Source organism: Sphingomonas panaciterrae (genome assembly GCF_036890205.1).
GTDB lineage: Bacteria > Pseudomonadota > Alphaproteobacteria > Sphingomonadales > Sphingomonadaceae > Sphingomonas > Sphingomonas panaciterrae.
In genome coordinates this window covers 78,412-95,305 of sequence record NZ_JAKNQR010000005.1, presented here as the reverse complement: position 1 = coordinate 95,305, position 16,894 = coordinate 78,412, and the positions used below count along the sequence as shown (strand labels likewise).

Below are 16,894 nucleotides of genomic sequence, written 5' to 3'. Positions count from 1 at the left end.
GCACAGCTACACCTGCAGCCCGCGCCCGGAAGCTAATCGCACGCGCGGCAGCGGAGATTGCGGCTCCGCGTGACTTCAAAGGAAGCCCTCACCTGCATGCTCTCGGAACCGCTCATGATCGCGGACATACTCCGCGACCATCTCGAGCGAAGCGTGCCGGCTATGCTCTTTCATCTTGAAGAGGTTTGCGTTCTGGCGTCCTGCTTCGGTCAGGAACCCGGCTCGGAGGCTATGACCTGAGAAGAGCTCCGGCGGATAGCCGGCAGCCACAGCCGCCGCCTTGACGACCAGTGCTACGCCCTGCGCGCTCATTGCCTTCCCGGTCAGTCGACCCTGCGGTGTCAGCTTGCGAAAGATTGGCCCGCTATCGATTCCAGCTTTAGCGAGCCATGCCCGATAATGCTGCACCGGCTCGAGACGCTGGCCGTCTGGGATCGCGACCGTGTGCCCTTGACCTTCCTGATCGGTTTTCGAGGAGGGAATGCGGATCAGCAGGCCTCGACCATCTTCGGATACCCGCCCGACCGTCACCGCGACCAATTCGGAGCGACGCATTGCACCGGCCATTCCGATGGCGAGCAGCGCCCTGTCACGATAGGCGCGGAGATCCTCGCCTGTGATACTGCGGAGCATGTCACGAAGGACGTCCCCATCAGCCGCGCGCTTCTTTCCGGGGAGCTCTCCCTTTTTGTCTTTACGAATGCCGCGCACGGCTTTCTCGAGACGGGCGGCGTCAGGCTGAGTAGTGGGGGGCTCCATGTCCGCTGCGCGATGGGCGAAGACGATTGCGGCCAAGCGACGGCCGACAGTGGCACGGCCCAACGGCACGGGATCTCTGCGCTCGAGGACAGTGCCGCGCTTCGTTCGCCGCGGCTCGGCCGGCACGAACCCGCGTTCGGCAAGCAGGGTCAAAAAGGCTGCAACGGTTGCGGGTGCCGCCGGAAGCGGCCGATATCCATTCTCCCCGCACCAGGCACAGAAAAGCCGCCAGTCGGATTTGTATGCGCGCAACGTCGCCTCGGCCGAGGCCCGCGCGACATAAGCGTCAACCCGCTCGCGATCGTCAGGCGAAAGGTCAGGAAGAAACGGCTCCAGGGAAGTTACCTGATTGAGCACCGCGACGGTGCCCGCCATGATCGCTTTGAGGCTTTCGCCGTCGTTTTGGCTCATTCCGATAGGCCTCCCATATCTGGGCGATCGGCACGGACACCGTCGATCCAATCGAGATTGTCGCCATTTCGGCTCCAATGACCTAGCACCCGATCTGCATCGGTGAGATCGGGGAAGTTACGCCGCTGCACATGCATGATCGAGACCGTGTTCCACCGCTGAAGATGCTTCTCGCGCATGGCAAATCTGCCATGCTCTTTAGCGTCTGCGTCATTGGCAAGGGTCTGCTGGTCGCCTGCGAAGTAGCCCCCAGCGCCAGCGGTGCCGTAGCCAAACACGAAGTCGTAGCAGTGATCGGCCTTGGAGAGCGTCGAATCCACCAAGCCGGATGCGACGTCGAAACACTCGTCCTGGCTATGTGTGCACGTCAGGCAGATCCCTTCGGCGATGACATCGCCCTTGCATTCGGTCTGACCGCACGGCGCGCGCTCGGTAACAGTCGTCTCTTCGCACACTAGGCAGTAGAGCTCGGTCGCCCCAGGCGATTTGGTCGTCAACTGAGCAAGGCGGGGCCAGTCGTCCTGCCAATCGCGGTTCGACGCGAAATAGCAGTGCGGGCACACATAGCCCCGCCGATCGTCATCATAGCCGAAGAAGCGCTTGGCCTCAGCGGGCTTCAGATGACGGATGGCGGTGGCGATCTGTCGCAGGACGTGGTTTCGGGCATTGTCGACGAAGCCGAGCGAGGCGAATTTGCTCTCGTCCTCCAATTCGATCAACCGTTGCGCCCACGGGACCTCCGAAAAGAGCGCTTCGATCGCTGTCAGCAGCGTCTTCACCACCTGCTCGGGCGTGAACGTGCCCGGCGCCGATGAATGCATGATCTTGTTGCGATCGCGCCTGACTTGTTCCCAGAACGTCTTGAACGGCTCGTCCAAGGGAGAGGCAACCACACTGTTATGGACGGGTATGAGGTCCGTGGCGTCGAGCGTGCGAAATTCACCGAACGAGACCGGCCCAGTGGCGGTGCCCTTCGGCCAATCCTTCGGCCCACCAATCAGGAGATAGGGCGATACCGCCGCGATCCGACCCTTGAGCGCCAGCTCCATGCCTTGCTGGATGAGGCTGTACGCGTTGGCGAGCGCGGGCTGCGAGCGCTGCCAAAATTCCTCAACCGCTTCCTCGGGCGTTTCGTCGGCCAGCTTGTAGTACGTTGCACCATCGTAATCATGCACCGAGTCCATCGCGATCTGCCACGCCAGGTGAACCTGCTTGAGGCCGGCGGCATGAAATTCGCCGGCGGTTGGGATGTCGATGATCATGGTCAGGATCGTATCGAAGCTGTAGGTTTTCCTGAAATGGTGGACGGCATCTGCCCGGCGGCACGCTTCCGAAATAGCGGATTGCACCTAAATTGGTGGACGTCAGAGTCTTCGCCTTACGCTCGACCTGCCATCGGCATCAGTCGGCGCTCATGGGATCAGATGTAGTGCCGGAACGGCAGCGGCGGTGCGGTAACGGTATGAGGCGACGCCATCAGGATCTCACCCACCCGGTCGGCGAACTTGAGCGTCACGGGCAGGGCGCTCGCAAAATCGCAGGCGTTATAGTTTACCTTGGTGAGCGCAAGGATGTCGCCGAGCACCTCTACAATGTCCCCTTCGCCATGCGTCACGTCGACGGTGAGCGGCTTGGGTGTCTCGAACCCTTGATACCCTGCCAGCCGCGGCACGAACCCCCGCGCCCAAAGGTAACCTGACCAGTCACCCACGGTAAGGGCTGTGCCGCGCAGGACCGGTGTCGACGCAGAGGGGCGGAACAGCCGAACATCATCGAGCTGCTTGATCCTGACTCCTACCAGCTGTGTTTCAGTGGGCACTGCGCTGCAAAAGCCGTCCCACTCATCGTGGGAAAAGCGGTGACGGCCATGGATGAACAGCTGGTTCGGTGGCTTGCCGTGCTTGAGCTTATAGCCCTCGACCACCGAGGTCATCAAATTCGCCGCCGCGCTCCTCGACAGGTGATATTCCTTGCGCTCGTCGGAGTACCAGGGCCCAAGGGCGCCGCGAAATACGAGACCGTCGCCTGAGTTGAGGAACATCTGCGCGGCGCAACAGGCTTCGCCCGTTGCCGCAGGCGTGTCGTCGTTCTTAAACACCAGTCCGACGTAGCAAACGCCAGGGCGGACATGGGCCAGCGCCCACGGCTTGGCGTCCATCTTGAAGTAGAGCGTGGTGCAGAAGTTCCAGGCAACCGTGGCCTCGTCCTGGAGGCCGCGCCGGCGGTCGTTGGTGATGTTGAGGTTGCGGTCGACCAGCGTGCTTTCGAGGATCAGCTGGAGGACGACGCCGTCCTGCAGCAACTCGGCTTTCAACTGGTGGTGGAAATTGCTCGAGAACAGGTAGGTTTCGGCATCCCGCACCGTGTCTGGGAACAGGTCGCCGCCCATCTGGAAGAAGCGTTTGGCGTCCTTGAAGCTCGTGATGTCAGAGGGAGTGCGCTCGTCTCTGGGCGGTGGTGCTACCTGGGGACGTCCGTAGCGATAGACGACGTCCGGAACGACAACGAGCCAGACGTCGGGACGGCGCTCCTCGGCGCGGATGTGCGCGCGGATCGCGTCGGCGAACAGCAGCACCGTGGATCGGACCGCGTCGGCGCGATTGTTCTTCTTGATGCAATGATCGATGTCGCCGCTCTTGAGCGCTAGCTCGACCATGCCGCGGGTTGGCAGCGCGATGCCGAAGCAGGCCTCGAAGCCTGGCCATGCGGGTGCCCATAGAACGGGCTTGCCCTTCGCATCGACCTTGCCGGGGATATGTAGGCTGATCCGCTCTAACCAGCGGCGGGATAGGCCGACGCCGCTCTCCGTCCCGATGACGCCCAAGCGCACCTGGGAGCGGCCATCGGGGCCTTCGAGCGGCCCGAAGAGGAAGAGCCCATCTTTTGGCGCTTCCATCTGCTGCCCGTGACCGAACTCAAGCAAAGGTTCGGCGATGCGATGCGTGAGAATGCTCATGCGTCGGCCTCCTCCGGCATCTCATCCCGGTCGAAAGCCGTTTCGAAGTCCTCTGACAGGGTTATCTGGCCGGATTCGTCCTCCTCGACTCGGCGGTCCTCTTCCGCGGCGAAGCTGACTGGGAAGTCGAAGCTCATCGGTAGGCTGGCAACCGCAAGGCGCTCACCGGACGCGGCAATGTCTAGGGTCGGATCACCTTCGGCAAGCCACCCCATCGCGGCGAGCAGCATGTCGCGCCATTTGTCGTTGAACCAAGACCGCGTGAGGCGCAACCGGATACGCTGCAGCTGTTCACCCGGGAGCGGGGTTCGGCCATCGGTCGTCACCGCGACATTGGCATGGACCCGGAAGAGAGCATCCGGCCAGAGCTTGGGTTGAGCGACAAGGCACAGATGCCAGCGCCGATCCTTGAACTTGCCGCTCAGGACCCGGTCGACCCGATGTCCATCGCTCAGCGTCAGCTTCACTCTTCCGTCGATGAGTCCGTCGGGGAAGAAGCGGCCGCGGGCGCCCGAGGCGAAATCGACAGGAAGTAGCCCGAGACGATGCATGGCCAAGTCCCAGTGCTGACGCATCAAATTGACGGCGATCCGCCGTGCATTGGAACGCTCAACGAAGTGGCGGCTATAGGTACCGTCGATCACGCCGTTGAATGGCAAGCTGGCGCGCGCCTTCAAAGGCGGAGCGCCGTTGTCGAGACGCTCGATAGCATCGGGTCCGCAGAAGGCGATCACCCCTCCATCGTGTAGTACATGGGGAACACGTGTGAACTGGCTCCAGGCTTCCAGCTGCGCAGTCGTTCCCTTCGCCTCCAGGATCCAGACGTCAGGCCTCGCCCGGAGTTCGAACCAGTTGCTGTAGAGCGTCTCGGGACTTGAAGTGACCAGCTTTCGACCGTCCTCTTGGGCAGCGACGATCATCGCAAGCTGCTCGGCGTCCGGATGCTCGACCTTTGGCACACGTGAGGAGTCGAGCGTCTCGAACAGGGGCTGAAGGCAGGCAGCCCAGTTAGGGAACGCATTGTGTGCGTTCTGGCGGAGGATCTCCGTCGGGAAATCGCCGAAATCCACGTCGGCGATTCGGATCGGAATCATAAACTCCGCATCGCCGAGCTTGCGACGCATGACGTCGCCGAGGGCGAGTTCCTTCTTTACGCCTTGCTTGCCGATGTGCTCGGACACGACGACGATCTGCTTGATCGCCTCGTGCCGCAGCACGTGCTCGATCTTGTCCCAGAAATCGTCGCCACCCCGAAGCGCGCCAACGTCGACCCAGACCTTGTACCCGGCAGTGGTCAAGCGACCTGCGAGCCACCGCGCGAACCGGTTATCCTCGGGGTTGGCGTGCGTGATCAGAATGGTGTCGCGCACCAGTGTCGGAACGGTTGTCATGCGTGTCCCCGCCTGCAGCGTACCGTACCCAAAAGCACGAATATGGGCCTACTACGCCAGAGGGCGCACGTTGGTGATGGTAATGCCGACATCCGCGCTCGCCAGCGGGCCGTCCGTCGTGAACATCTGCGCTTGCAGATCGATCGCCAAAGCAAGGCATGCCCGGTCGCCAAGCGAAAGACCAAGTGCCTTCGTCGACGGCCGGAGGTCGCCTATGATGAGCGCCTGGGCAGGGGAGAGCGGCCGAACATCGAGGTGCAACCCGCCGAGCGCCTCACGCACCTCGTCCAGCGACAGGCCACGCTCCCGCAGCTTGGACACGACCTCGGCCAGGTTTGCCGTTCCGATGACACTGCGGGTCAGCACGTCGACTACCCGATCAGCCCCGGGCTCGTCGTTCAGAAGGCAGAGCAGGGCGGAGGCGTCGAGTACGACCTTGCTACTCACGCTCCGCCTCACGCCGGCGTTCGGCAATCAGCTCGTCAGCCAGGCCGACGCCTTCGGGCACATACTTGCGAAGGATCGCGCGAGCCCGCTCTAACGCTCTCGGTACGGACCGTACCCGCAACTCGCCATCGTCCACATCGACGAGAACGGTGTCACCTGTGGTGATCCCGAGCTCACGGCGCATTGCCGCCGGGATCACGAGCTTGCCACCATCCACGATCTTGACCCTCTGTGCTTCCATCTGCACTGACCTCGCTTGGCTGACCCAATCACCAGACCTTACCGGATGTCGGCGCTGACGGATAGCGCAAAGCAGGACCCTTCAACGGGTTTAGTGATTGGTGGCCGTTCATATCTGCGCGCGGTAGCTACTTAGGCCTGACTAGCTGAGCTAGGCTCGACAGGATCGGCGCTTGCTATTCCGAGCCGGATGCCGCAGCGGTGGCTCACAAGGGTATACCCAACGGAGCCAACATGAGTACGACAGTCCGCGCTGCTCGCGTGTACCTGCGCGTCAGCACCGACGAGCAGGATCTTGAACGACAAGAGGCGATGGTCGTGTCCTCGCGTGCCGCGGGGTATTATGTCGCAGCTGTTTATCGCGAGAAGGCTTCCGGCGCGCGTCCTGACAGGCCCGAGTTGCTTCGCATGATAGCCGACCTGCAAATGGGCGAAGTGGTTATCGCCGAAAAGATCGATCGGATCAGTCGCCTGCCGCTGGCTGAGGCGGAGAGGCTCGTCACCGCTATCCGCGACAAGGGAGCGAGGCTAGCCGTACCAGGAATCGTGGATCTTACCGATCTTGCCGAGGACAATGGCGGGGTGACGCGCATCGTCCTAGAGGCAATTCAAGACATGTTACTGAGGGTTGCGCTTCAGACCGCTCGCGATGATTACGAACTGCGCCGCGAGCGGCAGCGGGAAGGCATAGCGATCGCCAAGCGGGAGGGACGCTACACCGGTCGAAAACCAGACTTGGCCCATCATCGCCGCATCGTCTCACTTCGTGAGGCTGGGATGAGCATAGCGAAAACGGCGGCGCTGGCGGGTTGCAGCATCGCACAAGTCAAGCGCGTCACAGCCCTCCACCGGGCGACCAAGCAGAGCGATGCGCGTCCGACGATACCGTGAGACAGAGCCGGATGATTTGATTTGACCTTTGAATAGTTCTGCCAAGATCGAAAGAGGCTGCAGCGTTGCCGCTGGGACGATCAAGCAGGCGTCAAGGCTGCAGCAGAGATCTCAATTTCCGGCCCGCCGTGGCGCAAGGCCGATCGTGGCCGTGCCGCGCCCCCATACCGGCAGGTAGACGCCTTGCCCCGCCGCCTTCAGCTGGCCCGTCCGCACGTCCGTGATGCGGGCGCGCACGATCAGGTCGCCGATACGCTTCTCGTCGATCGCACGGGTGATCTTGCCGAACAGCTTGTCGAAATCCTTTTCGAAATTCTGGGTCAGCGCGGCTGACACAGTGCCAGATATGCCGGGAGTGTTGGCAAGCTTCAGCAGCAGGCTTGTCCGGACCGAGTCGGTCACACTGGCGACGGTGAGATCGTCGAACGCGACACGGCGATCGTTGACGGCGTTGCGCGGCGTGGCGGTAAGCCAGATCGTGCCCCGCGAAGGCTCCCCGCCTTCGGCTGCCGCGCTGAAGCGAAGCCCGACTGCGATCTTGCCGCCCGTCGTGCCGTAGATGGTCACTTGGTGGAACTGCGCGCGCACGGCCCCGACACCGGGCACTTCGAAGGGGCGGCGCGACCGCTTCACCAATGCCTTGGCGAGGACCGGCTCCAGCTGACGATAGTCGGCGATGACGGGTATGGCGAACAGGATGCGGCCGGGTCCGGGCTGCGTGCGCGTCATGTCGGGGAGCGGCCGGCGCTGCGGATCAGGTGGCCGGTCGCCGACGAACGTCTCCGTAACTGCCGTCAGCCCTAGAGCCAGGTTCACCCGGTTGCGCGAGATGGTGTAGCCTCCGTAGCTCAACTGCCGGGGCGTGATCCGCATCCACACCGGCGGGTTCGCCCGGTTCAGTTGGACGGAGGTGAACGCCGACCCCCAGACCTGCGCGACCTGCTCGCGCAGCTGCAATCTGCCGAGTTCCTGCGGCAGCGAACGCTCCAGGCGCGCGACGACGCCGGCGAGCTTGGCGTCAGCCTTGCTGGTGAACTCGATGCGCTGGCCAAGGAAGTCGACGTGGGGCTCGTCGGTCCAGTCGTAGGCGATCGACACCGTGCCGCGCGGCGACCAGTCGCGGGCGATGTCGAGCCTGATCACAGCCCGGACGCGGGCGTCCGCCTCGGCCGTTTCCCGGCTGAGTACGCCTCCCACGTCGCGCGCGCTGATCGCGGCGTGAAGCGGCATGGTGACAATGATCGTTTTTCCCGAGCCCTCCAGCACCAGCGGCCCTCGGACGACGGTGCCGGTGATGCGGCACTGGATGGCGGGCGTCTTTATCTTCGCGAAGAGGATCTTGACCTTCTTCGGCGGAAGGCAGGTCTGCCCCGGCTTGTCGATCGACCAGAGGCGACGTGGAATCGCCTGTTCGAGGCTTCGGGCCAGCTTGTCCAGGTCCGCGACGATCGGCACATCGACGGTGGACGTCTGCGGTGGCACGTTGATCGTGTCCGTCGCTCGCGGCGGCGCCTGGCGAGGCGTTCGGTCGCAGCCAGCGAGGCAGGCGACGCAGAGCAGGACGGATGCGATCGAGGCACTCGAGACTTCGCTCCTGCGCAAGAAGGACCCGGCAGTCCGGCCTGGCGCTTCAGCTTTTGACGCTGCCGGCGCGGGAACGGTCCCCCTGGCCGTCGTGTTCTTCATCGCCGCGCACCTCCAGCCGTCCGAGCGGCCATCCATCCAGTGGGTTCACCAAACGAGTTTAGAGAAAGGGAACCGTTCCGTTTCCTTATCGTTCAGCTCGTTGATTTCGGTCAACGCCTCACAACACCAATGGAGGATCTCAATGAAGACTGCGATAGTGGCTGCGTTGCTCACCCTGGCGCCGATACCAGTGTTGGCGCAGGCCGTTTCGCCCGCCACTTCGGGAACGATGACCAGCGCCGACGTCGGCGTTTCGCCGATCGCGAGCCAGAGCGGACCCAATTACGTGCTCGCGGCGGCCGACGCCAACCTTTACCAGATCAAGGCCGCGCAGCTCGCCGCGACACGCGCGCAGCGGGATGACGTCAAGGCCTATGCCAAGCGCGTGCTGGCGGAAACGCAGAGCAGCCACCAGGCGCTACTTGCGGCGCTGAAGAACGATCAGCGCACGATAAAGGCGCCGCCCTCGAGCCTGTCCGCCGACCGAGCCGCCCTGCTCAAGCTGCTCCAGAAGGCGCCCAAAAGCGCGTTCGACAATCTGTATCTGACCCAGTCCGCGCAGGTCCAGCAGGCCGCATGGGCCGTGCACAAGGGTTACGCGCAGGATGGAACCGATCCGGCGCTGCAGCAGGTCGCCGGCACTGCGGTCCCGGTGCTGGAGAACGAGCTCACCACTGGCAAGTCCCTTACCCCCTCCGGGCTTGCAGGATAGGTGAAACCGGCCGGGCCAGGTCGATGAAGCCCCCCTTCGACCTGGTCCGGCATCTGTTTGCGGCGATCACTGTCTGGAGTGCAGCCGGCGGAATTGCTCCCGTGCTTCGGCGCGCATGAGCTGCTGCATAACAATCCAGTAGCCCGTGACGGCTGTTTCTCCTGCCGCTTGGTAAGCGTTCGCCATGTTGCTCCTGAGATGCTCGAAAAGCGCGTTTTCTAGCGCTCGTCCCTTATCGGTCAAAGAAAGCAGCTTCTGACGACGATCGCGCTCCCCGACCCGTCCGGAGACGAGCCCGCGATCCATGAGGTCCCTCATGACCCTGCCAAGCGATTGCTTGGTGACGCTTAGAACGTCCAGGAGTTCGCTGACGGAAATTTCGGGATGCCTCCCCAAGAAATAAAGAACGCGGTGGTGTGCCCGCCCGAGGTTCTGCTTAGCCAGCTCGGTATCGACATGAGCCAGATGGGATCGGTGAGCAAAGAACATCAGGTCCATCCCTCCCCTGATCGCGTCATCACGCAGATACTGGGCAGGTGGCGGCAGAAGCGGCGCCGTCACGCGGTCAGGCCCCTCCCTGGCATGGCTGCAAGACCGTCACTGCTGGCTCCATCCCAGTCCTATCGCCTTCTGCAAGGCGATGAATGCACGATCAAGTTCACCCGTCGCTTCCAGGACCGACTGATCAGCAGCCAGCGCCGCGCGTTCGGCCTCGATGGATGTGGTCAGCGGGATCGCCCCCTGCTCGTATCGCTGCTTGGCGTAGGTCGCCGACTGCCTGGAACCATCCCGGCTCGCGATGCTCGAAAACAGGTTACGTCGCTGATTGCCGAAGCGGGTCAGGCTGGTTTCCGCATCGGACAGCGCGCCGAGAACAGCCTTCCGATATTGTGCTTCAGCCTCGTCACGGTCGGCCCGCGCCTGTTCGACCCGGGCACGATTGCGGCCGAAGTCAAGGAAGCTCCAGCTGATCCGCGGCAGCAGCAGACCCGCTACGCTGTCAGGATCGACCGCATCGGCAATATTGGGACCACCCAGGCCGATGATGCCCATGATACTGACCGAAGGGAACTGCCGGGCAATGTTGACGCCAATCTTTGCGTTCGATGCCGCCAGCTGCCGCTCGGCCGCGCGAATGTCTGGGCGGCGCCGAAGCATGGCGGCGGGATCGCCGATCGCGACAGTCCCGGGGATCATCGGAATCGGAGCGGGCGCGGAGAGCGCCGCGTCGTGCGCACCGGGCTCGTCGCCGGTGAGCAGGGCAAGCTGGTCCAGCGTGGTCGCGATCTGTCCCTCAAGCGGCAACAGTCCCGCCTCCGTGCGAGTCAGCTCGGTCTTCAGACGCACCACCTCGTCGCGCGATGAGGCGCCGCGCTGCTCGCGCTGTTGCAGCAGGGCGAGTGATCGCTGCTGAAGCTGCGCGGAGCGGCGCGCCAGGATCAGGCGCTGCTGGAGTTCGCGCAAGGTCACATAGTTCTGGGCCACCTCCGCCGAGAGACGAACTTGCGCATCAGCTCTATTGGCTTCGGCCGCCTGAGCCTGGGCCTCGGCACCTTCGGCCGCGCGGCGCCGTCCGCCGAAGAGATCGATCTCCCACGACGCATCAAGGCCGGCATTGTAGAATTCGGCCCTGATACGATCGGATTGCTCGCCCTGCGTCGGCAGCGCGAGCGAGCCTGCGGGAAGATCGGCGACGATCGCAGTGCCCGACGCCGAGACGGTGGGCAGCTGGTTCGCGCGCTGTTCGCGCAAGCTGGCGCGCGCCTTGCGGATGCGCGCCTCCGCGATCGCCACGTCGGGATTTGAGGCAAGCGCGCGGTTGATCAGCGTCGTGAGCTGCAGATCGCCCATGCCTTCCCACCAGCGCGCAACAGGGGCTTGCGGTGACGTGACTACCTGATCTGCGCGGCGAAATGTCGTTCCGGGACGCTCGCCGCTCGCGACGCCCGGCGGGCCTCCATAATTGGGTCCGACGACGCAGCCGGTCAGGAGGGCGGGCAGAATGGCCCAGCTAAGTCGCTTCATCAGTGCATCGCCATCTGCGTGTCGGAGGAGATCGGGCGGAGGAACAGCGCCAGCGGGGTAGTGATCGCAATCGCGACGCCGAGCGCGAAAAACAGATCGTTATAGGCCATGACGGTAGCTTGCTCGAGGAGCTGCCCGGCAAGCTGCCTATAGGCGCCCGCTTCGCCGGACGGCATGGACATGGCCTTCGCGAACCACTCCTGCGTGGTCGCCGCGTTGGCCGACACCGTCTCCCCTAGCCGATTGAAATGCAGGAAAGTCTGCCGGTCCTGGAGGGTCGCCATCAGGGCGAGGCCGATCGATCCGCCAAGGTTCCGTCCCGCGTTGAACAGCGCGGACGCGTCGCCGGCATCCTCGGGCGCCACGGCGCTGATCGCGGCCTGGTTAAGGAACATCATGGCGAAGATCTGCCCGAAGCCGCGGACGAGCTGGGAATCCCTCAGATCGCCCCCCGCCGATTGTGCGGTGAGGTGCCAATCCATGGCGCAACTGACGCCGATCAGCGTCATCCCGACGAAGACAGCCAGCCGGACATCGAGATATTTGAACGCGAGCGGCAGGAACGGCATCAGCATCAGGGCAGGGATGCCGGAGACGAAGACCACCTTGCCCGATTGCAGGGCGCTGTAATCCGCCATCGACGAGAGGAATTGCGGGATCAGGAAGGTCACGCCGTAGAGCACGACGCCGATGACAAGGCTGAGGACGAAGACGCTGCCGAACGACCGGCTGAAGATCAGCGACAGCTTGAGAACCGGATGCGCGGAGCGGACCTGTCCGATCGTGATGAGCGCAAAGCCGAACACCGTTGCGATCGCGAGCTTCACGATCATCGCGGACTCGAACCACATCTCGCGCTGTCCCTCCTCCAGCATGACGGTGAGCGCTCCCAAGCCGATCGCGAGCCCCGCGATCCCGAACCAGTCGGCATGGCGCAGCTGGTCGAGCCGCAGCTTCTCGTGCTTGAGCCCGAACAGCAGGAGCAGGACGAGCCCGGCACAGACCGGCACGTTGAGGAAGAAGGCATAATGCCAGCTGTAATTGTCGGTGAGCCAACCACCGATGATCGGCCCGAGCACCGGGCCGAGGATCGCGGTGCCGCCGAACGCGGCGGTGCCGATCGGCTGCTGTGACGGGGGCAGCCGCGTCGCGATGATGGTCATGGCAGTCGGAATCAGCGCACCACCGGTAAAGCCCTGGCCCACACGGCCAGCGATCATCATCGGCAGCGTCGTCGAGATGCCGCACACGACGGAAAAGCCGGTGAAGCTGATCGCCGCGCCCAGCAGGAAGTTGCGCAGACCGAACAGGCGCACCAGGAAGGGGCTTAGCGGGATCATGACGATCTCCGCCACGAGATAGGAGGTCGCGACCCAGGTGCCCTCGGTGCCGCTCGCGCCGATTTCGCCCTGGATTGTGGGCAGGGCCGCATTGACGATCGAGATGTCGAGAAGCGCCATGAACGACCCGATCGTGCCTGCAGCGACGGCAAGCCAGTCGCGCAGGCCGGCGCGTTCCGCCGCCATCAGCGCGCGCCCTGCGTCTCGCCGCGCTTCAGCCGCTCGGTTTCCTGCTTGATTCGTTCCCGGCTTCCCTTGGCGCCGATCGTGTCGACCGTCACCTCCACCGACAGTCCGGGACGCAGCACCCGCCGCGCCTCCGGACCCGCCTCGATGCTGATCCGCACGGGCACGCGCTGGACAATCTTGGTGAAGTTCCCGGTCGCGTTCTCGGGCGGGATGAGTGAAAACTGCGCGCCCGTCCCCGGAGAAAAACTGGCGACCCGGCCTCGCAGTTCGGCACCGTCCAGTGCATCCACCTTGATGGTCACGGGCTGCCCGACGCGCATCAGCGCGACCTGAGTTTCCTTGAAGTTCGCCTCGATGTAGAGTTGATCGACTGGCACCACCGACATCAGCCGGGTCGCCGGCTGGACATATTGCCCAGCCCGGACGGCCTTGTCGGCGACAACGCCGTCGATGCTGCTGCGGATCTCGACGGCCCCGAGGTCCGTCGAGGCGCGCGCAAGCTGCGCCTGCGCGGTGCCACGCTGCGCCTCCGCCTGACCGATGCGAGCCGCTTGGGTTGCAACACTGCGACGGGCGGCGAGGTAGGCCGCTCGCTGCGCGCGCAGCTCCGCGGCAGCCCGGTCACGCTGAAGCACCAGGCTTGCCAGCCGCTCACGCGATTCCGCCCCTGTCCGGGTGAGCGGTTCGTAGCGTCTTACCTCGTTCTCTGCCGCTGCGGCGGCAGCCTCGGCGCTCGCGACCTGGGCGGCCGCCTGGGCGACCGTGGCCTGTTGCTCATCAAGTGTCCGGCGCGCAGTGGTGATGTTGGCGCCGGCTGCGGCGATCTGGGCTTGCGCCTCTTCGACATTGGCGCGGTAGTCGCGAGGATCGAGCACGGCGAGCAGCTGACCGCGACGGACAGGCTGGTTGTCGGCGACGAGAACACGCTCGACATAGCCGCCCACCTTCGGCGAGACGGTCACGAAGTCCGCGCGCACATAGGCGTTGTTGGTCGACTGCAGGAACTGGCCGCTCGCGCGGTAATTCATGTACCAAACGATAGCCGCGATGATGCCGGCGACAAGCGCGGCGATGAGGACGTAGCGAATGATGGGGTAGCGCTCGAGAAGCGACGGCTTCTTTTCGCCATTCATCTCCTCGGAACCGTCCTCCGACCTGGATTCTGGGTGAAAATTCGCGTCCGGGTCGTCATGTCTCACTTTGTTTTCGTGGTTCTCAGCCCGATCGTCAGCCACCCTGCCGTCCCGTCAAATGTAAACCGAACCGTAGCATAGTCGGAGCTCGAGAGTAACGCTACAGACATTCCGGGCGTCGCACATATGACGCCCGAATGAGTCGCGTCGGGAAGCTAATCCGACGCTGGCCAAACCACGTTCGAATTGTGTCTCGCCGCCACCCAAGATGTGACGGTCGGTATGTGCAGATCCTGATCTCGATCTGGCCGGGCGCCAGCCGACGCGAAACGTCGGCCTTCGGCAACTTCCAGGTGTCAGGCCAAAGTCCCAAGAAAAGGCCGCTCTGTTTTGCCAGAGCGGCATGGGGAGGTTCTGCAATAGTCGGAACCTGGGATGTCAGGCCCTGAGCTCAGTCAAACTCTGTGTGACTTCACCATAGCCAGCATCGAGCGGAATGGTCAGAACGCGCTCTCCGTCCCGTGTCTCGATCTGCGGGAGCACGGTGACCAGCGGACGTGCCTCCGCTCGGGCGAGGCAATCCGCTGCGCTCTCGGCCTCGGCCAGCAGCTTCACGTTCATCAAGGTGGGGAAGATCACGGTTCGGGCGCCGCTTCGGGCGAGGTCCAGGACCGACTCTGGCGCGATCCACTCGGCATCGACCGTTTCATGTCCGTCGCAGATCGCGACCTGGTCGGCCGGAGCGGGGGCAGCGTAGAACCAGGTGTCGAACCGCTTCGGCATCATTTCTGGAGTGATCCAGCGGGCGAAAACGGTCAGGGCGGTCAGCGAGAGCTTCACCCCCAATCCGGCGACGACATCGAGGAAGGCGAGTTCCCCGGTATCGACCTTCCGGCGGGCCTCGGCGTCGCATACACTGGAGAAGCCGCGGCCGTCGGGATAGTTGGCCAGCAGGATCCCCGCTTCCTCGAACGCCTCGCGGATGGCGCCGATGCGCAGCGCGCGCTGGGTCGCGTCGATTTCGTCCCACCCGGTTACGTGATCGCGCCAGCGCGGATCGTCGTCACCGGGGTGCATCTTGCCTCCCGGGAACACCAGCGCTCCCGAGGCGAAATCGATCTGGTGGTGTCGTCGCACCATGAGCACCTGATATTCGGGCACATCCCGCAGCAGCAGGATGGTGCCGGCCGGTCGCGGCTCGGCCGGAGTGCGCCTGGCGTCCGCCGACGCGGTCTCGATGCTCATGATCTCTCCTATTCTCTGCACGGTCATGTCGCGATGCCGCCGTCCCGCATGAGATACGAACCGCGACCGCTGGCGAGCAGCACGTCGTCGGGCGAGCGCACCTCGCTGTCCGCGACCGACAGCGTCCGTCCTATCTTCACGACGCGCGCGTGGATGTGAAGCGGGCCGCCGCTTGCCGGACGGTGATAATCGACGTGGAGCGACGCGGTGGCGCTGACCGCACGCGTCCTCGTCAGCAGGACATACATGCCGGCGAGATCGATCAGGCTGGCGAGCACGCCGCCATGCACGGACGGGATCCGCGGATTCGATACGATCTCGTCGCGCCACGGCATGCTGAGGTGAAGGACACCGTCTGTCACGTCCTCGACGCGAAGCCCGAGCCAGGCGTGGAACGGCGCGATCGAGAGCGCGCCTTGCAATGCGGCGCCCGCCAGCCCGTTCGCGATACCCGAGGATGCCTCGTCAACCATCTCAACGTCCCTTGAAAACGGGTGTACGCTTTTCCATGAAGGCGCGCGGACCTTCGCGCGCGTCTTCAGTTCGGAACACCGGCGCGGCGAAGCCCGACTCGAGGTTCATGCCTTCGCTCTCCGGCCGCCCGATACAGGCGCGCGCCGACGCGCGGATCGCCTGCACCGCGATCGGGCCGTTGGCGGCGATCCGTCGCGCGAAGTCGAGCGCCGCAGGCAGCACCTCCTCCGGCGCAACGACGCGGTTGAGGAAGCCATAGTCGAGCGCGGTTCCGGCATCGATCAGATCGCCGGTGAGCAGCAATTCCATCGCGCGCGCAAAGGGAAGCTGGCGCGGCAGTCGCACCGTCGATCCCCCGCCCGGGAAGATCGCCCATTTGACCTCCTGCACGCCGAAGCGCGCGGCGCTCGATGCGATCCTGAGATCTGTACCCTGGACCAGTTCCATGCCGCCTGCGATCGCATGCCCGTTGATGGCGGCGATCACCGGCTTGACGACGTCAAATGTGCGCAGCAGCGCGGTGCCGAGAATATCGCGGTCAGCGAGCACGCGGCGATCCCACTCGTCCTCCGGCGGTCGCCCGCCGCTGACGAGCGGGATAAGGCGGCCGAGGTCGGCACCCGAGCAGAAGGCGTCGCCGGTGCCGGTCACGACCGCGACGCGGATCTCGGCGGCGTCGCGCACCCTGCTCCAGCAGTCGGCCAGTTCCACCAGCATCTGCGGATCAAGCGCGTTGCGCGCCGCGGGTCGGTTGAGATGGATGATGGCGATATATCCATCGGTTTCCATCCAGGCTGCGTTGTCGGTCATCAATTCCCCTCCCGCGCTTTAACATTATACCCTTTTAATAGCCTTGCAAGCCGGCGACGGCAGCAATTTGCCGCTGGACAAAGATAAAGCAGTGGAGCAACATAAAACCATGATAAGGATTCATTGATGCCGGACGTGGATGAGCAGGGCGAGGCGCTCTCGTTCGCAAGGGGCAAGCGCGCGCT

16 protein-coding genes are annotated in these 16,894 nt (G+C 64.0%); 2 read left to right on the top strand and 14 right to left on the bottom strand.

Annotated elements, in window-relative coordinates; genetic code table 11:
• Window positions 1-75: 75 nt before the first annotated feature.
• The 6 genes from L8F96_RS13435 to L8F96_RS13410 form a co-directional block, all read right to left on the bottom strand.
• Complete coding sequence (locus L8F96_RS13435) at window positions 76-1,170, bottom strand: site-specific integrase (RefSeq protein ID WP_046408759.1); 1,095 nt, start codon at window positions 1,168-1,170, stop codon at window positions 76-78.
• Window positions 1,167-2,432: a hypothetical protein gene (locus L8F96_RS13430; RefSeq protein ID WP_168847130.1), complete on the bottom strand. Its 1,266-nt coding sequence runs from the start codon at window positions 2,430-2,432 to the stop codon at window positions 1,167-1,169. The genes L8F96_RS13435 and L8F96_RS13430 overlap by 4 nt, the downstream gene beginning before the upstream one ends.
• A gap of 158 nt (window positions 2,433-2,590) precedes the next feature.
• A complete protein-coding gene (locus L8F96_RS13425) occupies window positions 2,591-4,126 on the bottom strand; it encodes an argonaute/piwi family protein (protein WP_046408758.1) in 1,536 nt (511 codons plus the stop codon).
• Window positions 4,123-5,517, bottom strand: coding sequence for a toll/interleukin-1 receptor domain-containing protein (locus tag L8F96_RS13420; protein ID WP_046408756.1), 1,395 nt, complete (start codon window positions 5,515-5,517; stop codon window positions 4,123-4,125). The genes L8F96_RS13425 and L8F96_RS13420 overlap by 4 nt, the downstream gene beginning before the upstream one ends.
• 51 nt (window positions 5,518-5,568) lie before the next feature.
• Entirely contained in the window at window positions 5,569-5,964 is a 396-nt protein-coding gene (locus L8F96_RS13415) for a type II toxin-antitoxin system VapC family toxin (protein ID WP_046408755.1), read from the bottom strand.
• Entirely contained in the window at window positions 5,957-6,205 is a 249-nt protein-coding gene (locus L8F96_RS13410) for an AbrB/MazE/SpoVT family DNA-binding domain-containing protein (protein ID WP_046408754.1), read from the bottom strand. The genes L8F96_RS13415 and L8F96_RS13410 overlap by 8 nt, the downstream gene beginning before the upstream one ends.
• Window positions 6,206-6,438: 233 nt before the next feature.
• On the opposite strand from L8F96_RS13410, the gene L8F96_RS13405 reads away from it, so the two are divergent.
• On the top strand, window positions 6,439-7,095 hold the full coding sequence (locus tag L8F96_RS13405; protein WP_046408804.1) for a recombinase family protein: 657 nt from the start codon (window positions 6,439-6,441) through the stop codon (window positions 7,093-7,095).
• A gap of 111 nt (window positions 7,096-7,206) precedes the next feature.
• Here L8F96_RS13405 and L8F96_RS13400 read toward each other — a convergent pair whose 3' ends face one another.
• The gene (locus L8F96_RS13400) at window positions 7,207-8,577 is read right to left on the bottom strand and encodes a DUF4403 family protein (RefSeq protein ID WP_231023657.1); all 1,371 of its coding nucleotides are present in this window, start codon (window positions 8,575-8,577) and stop codon (window positions 7,207-7,209) included.
• 361 nt (window positions 8,578-8,938) lie between these two features.
• On the opposite strand from L8F96_RS13400, the gene L8F96_RS13395 reads away from it, so the two are divergent.
• A complete protein-coding gene (locus tag L8F96_RS13395; RefSeq protein ID WP_231621900.1) occupies window positions 8,939-9,493 on the top strand; it encodes a DUF4142 domain-containing protein in 555 nt (184 codons plus the stop codon).
• 66 nt (window positions 9,494-9,559) lie between these two features.
• Here L8F96_RS13395 and L8F96_RS13390 read toward each other — a convergent pair whose 3' ends face one another.
• The 7 genes from L8F96_RS13390 to L8F96_RS13360 all read right to left on the bottom strand — a co-directional run bounded on the left by L8F96_RS13390 (window position 9,560) and on the right by L8F96_RS13360 (window position 16,709).
• On the bottom strand, window positions 9,560-10,054 hold the full coding sequence (locus L8F96_RS13390; protein ID WP_046408752.1) for a MarR family transcriptional regulator: 495 nt from the start codon (window positions 10,052-10,054) through the stop codon (window positions 9,560-9,562).
• Between the two features lie 36 nt (window positions 10,055-10,090).
• Window positions 10,091-11,518 carry an efflux transporter outer membrane subunit gene (locus L8F96_RS13385; RefSeq protein ID WP_046408751.1) on the bottom strand — a complete coding sequence of 476 codons (1,428 nt, stop codon included), beginning with the start codon at window positions 11,516-11,518 and terminating at the stop codon, window positions 10,091-10,093.
• Window positions 11,518-13,044 carry a DHA2 family efflux MFS transporter permease subunit gene (locus L8F96_RS13380; protein WP_046408750.1) on the bottom strand — a complete coding sequence of 509 codons (1,527 nt, stop codon included), beginning with the start codon at window positions 13,042-13,044 and terminating at the stop codon, window positions 11,518-11,520. Before L8F96_RS13380 ends, L8F96_RS13385 begins: the two co-directional genes overlap by 1 nt.
• Complete coding sequence (locus tag L8F96_RS13375) at window positions 13,044-14,180, bottom strand: HlyD family secretion protein (RefSeq protein WP_046408749.1); 1,137 nt, start codon at window positions 14,178-14,180, stop codon at window positions 13,044-13,046. The genes L8F96_RS13380 and L8F96_RS13375 overlap by 1 nt, the downstream gene beginning before the upstream one ends.
• A gap of 438 nt (window positions 14,181-14,618) precedes the next feature.
• Window positions 14,619-15,425: an NUDIX hydrolase gene (locus L8F96_RS13370; protein ID WP_046408748.1), complete on the bottom strand. Its 807-nt coding sequence runs from the start codon at window positions 15,423-15,425 to the stop codon at window positions 14,619-14,621.
• A gap of 23 nt (window positions 15,426-15,448) precedes the next feature.
• Window positions 15,449-15,898, bottom strand: coding sequence for a PaaI family thioesterase (locus L8F96_RS13365; RefSeq protein WP_046408747.1), 450 nt, complete (start codon window positions 15,896-15,898; stop codon window positions 15,449-15,451).
• 1 nt (window position 15,899) lies between these two features.
• Complete coding sequence (locus tag L8F96_RS13360) at window positions 15,900-16,709, bottom strand: enoyl-CoA hydratase-related protein (protein WP_046408802.1); 810 nt, start codon at window positions 16,707-16,709, stop codon at window positions 15,900-15,902.
• Window positions 16,710-16,894 lie beyond the last annotated feature (185 nt).

What these genes read in the sequence shown, in the direction of transcription:
- L8F96_RS13405 (WP_046408804.1), top strand. Translation starts at nt 6,439, where the DNA reads ATGAGTACGACAGTCCGCGCTGCTCGCGTGTACCTGCGCGTCAGCACC.
- L8F96_RS13375 (WP_046408749.1), bottom strand. Translation starts at nt 14,180, where the DNA reads ATGAATGGCGAAAAGAAGCCGTCGCTTCTCGAGCGCTACCCCATCATT.
- L8F96_RS13380 (WP_046408750.1), bottom strand. Translation starts at nt 13,044, where the DNA reads ATGGCGGCGGAACGCGCCGGCCTGCGCGACTGGCTTGCCGTCGCTGCA.
- L8F96_RS13365 (WP_046408747.1), bottom strand. Translation starts at nt 15,898, where the DNA reads ATGGTTGACGAGGCATCCTCGGGTATCGCGAACGGGCTGGCGGGCGCC.
- L8F96_RS13430 (WP_168847130.1), bottom strand. Translation starts at nt 2,432, where the DNA reads ATGATCATCGACATCCCAACCGCCGGCGAATTTCATGCCGCCGGCCTC.
- L8F96_RS13385 (WP_046408751.1), bottom strand. Translation starts at nt 11,518, where the DNA reads ATGAAGCGACTTAGCTGGGCCATTCTGCCCGCCCTCCTGACCGGCTGC.
- L8F96_RS13435 (WP_046408759.1), bottom strand. Translation starts at nt 1,170, where the DNA reads ATGAGCCAAAACGACGGCGAAAGCCTCAAAGCGATCATGGCGGGCACC.
- L8F96_RS13370 (WP_046408748.1), bottom strand. Translation starts at nt 15,425, where the DNA reads ATGAGCATCGAGACCGCGTCGGCGGACGCCAGGCGCACTCCGGCCGAG.
- L8F96_RS13420 (WP_046408756.1), bottom strand. Translation starts at nt 5,517, where the DNA reads ATGACAACCGTTCCGACACTGGTGCGCGACACCATTCTGATCACGCAC.
- L8F96_RS13360 (WP_046408802.1), bottom strand. Translation starts at nt 16,709, where the DNA reads ATGACCGACAACGCAGCCTGGATGGAAACCGATGGATATATCGCCATC.
- L8F96_RS13410 (WP_046408754.1), bottom strand. Translation starts at nt 6,205, where the DNA reads ATGGAAGCACAGAGGGTCAAGATCGTGGATGGTGGCAAGCTCGTGATC.
- L8F96_RS13425 (WP_046408758.1), bottom strand. Translation starts at nt 4,126, where the DNA reads ATGAGCATTCTCACGCATCGCATCGCCGAACCTTTGCTTGAGTTCGGT.